Source organism: Palleronia caenipelagi, assembly GCF_007004065.1.
GTDB lineage: Bacteria > Pseudomonadota > Alphaproteobacteria > Rhodobacterales > Rhodobacteraceae > Palleronia > Palleronia caenipelagi.
Genome location: NZ_VFSV01000137.1, coordinates 1 through 1,095, shown reverse-complemented (window position 1 = coordinate 1,095; position 1,095 = coordinate 1). Strand labels below are relative to the sequence as shown.

Annotated in this window: 2 protein-coding genes and 1 pseudogene; 1 reads left to right on the top strand and 2 read right to left on the bottom strand. The window is 61.7% G+C overall.

The window, feature by feature from the left end; all coding sequences use genetic code 11:
- Both FEV53_RS22315 and FEV53_RS20280 read right to left on the bottom strand, forming a co-directional pair.
- Positions 1-152 (bottom strand): annotated as a pseudogene (locus FEV53_RS22315) (IS5 family transposase); the annotation flags it as partial.
- On the bottom strand, positions 145-621 hold the full coding sequence (locus FEV53_RS20280) for a transposase (protein WP_142836410.1): 477 nt from the start codon (positions 619-621) through the stop codon (positions 145-147). The gene FEV53_RS20280 and the pseudogene FEV53_RS22315, both read right to left, overlap by 8 nt.
- Positions 622-907: 286 nt before the next feature.
- On the opposite strand from FEV53_RS20280, the gene FEV53_RS21375 reads away from it, so the two are divergent.
- On the top strand, positions 908-1,095 hold a 188-nt coding region (locus FEV53_RS21375; RefSeq protein WP_221931688.1), incomplete at its 3' end, for a hypothetical protein.

Sequence of the window (1,095 nt, the reverse complement as noted above, 5' to 3'; positions counted from 1 at the left end):
ACCTGAGCCAGCAGCTCGGGCAGCGCGCCGGGATCGCCGACATGCTCAGTGGTCAGGTTTGAGGTGACGATGTGACCGCTCCCCGGGTCGAGGCCGATATGCAGTTTGCGCCAGGTTTTGCGGGACTTCGGCAGCCCGTGCTTCTCACTCATCCAGTCCCGACCGCCATGGATGCGAAGCCCATTCGCCATGGTCGCTCGAACCGATGGCGCGACATGGCTCATTATCCACGATGAGCGTGATCGGACCACCTGTGGGTTTCCGGCCCGGCGCTATCTTCAAGGACGGCGCGCGGCGGCAGAGCGTGGAGAAATCCGGCACGGGCAGGTCAATCCGCATGAGCCGCAGCAGGCTCCGGACAAACCCTTGCGTTTGACGAAGCGCCAGTCCGAACACGACGCGCAAGGTCAGGCAGATTTCAATCGCCATGTCCGAATACCGCCGCTGCGCACCGCGCATTCCAGAGGGCGGTGAGCTCCAGCCGGCCATCGCATCCTCGCTGAGCCAGATCGTCACATCACCGCGCCGGCGGAGGCTCTCGTTATAGTCGGCCCAGTTCGTGACCCGGTACTTTGCCTTCGCAAACTTGTCCCGTCGTGATGCGTTGTGCTTGAAAGGCATCCCGTTGTCCCGTCGCTACATCTATCGGCCAGCTACGCAGTCAGATGGTTTCGTGCAACAAGGTCCATTTTTCCTAGGAAAGGGCTGACGAGGTCGTATCGCTTGTAAGAATGCAGTGGGTTTTGTGCAAAAAAGGCCGTTCGGACAATCACTTGTGCGCCGCACTTTGAAATGTCTTGACGGCAGCTTGCTGCGTTATGTGTGGAAAAACCATGAGGTCCACAGGACCGATGGTGCCTCTCATCCCCCCGCCTCTGTCCACGGGACTGCGGAGCAGCCCGAGGGAATGAGGCGCCTGCGGCCCCTCAGACCCCCCCTGAGGGCCGTCACCGTCCTTCTGCTGGTCCTCCTTCCCGGTGTCGCGATCGGCCAGGAATGGGGGTCTGAGGGCCGCTTCGAGCTGAAGGGCAAGTCCGCTCCGATCGGGGTGAAATGGTCCGCAGATCCGTTCGAGACCCGTTGGCGTCAGACCCG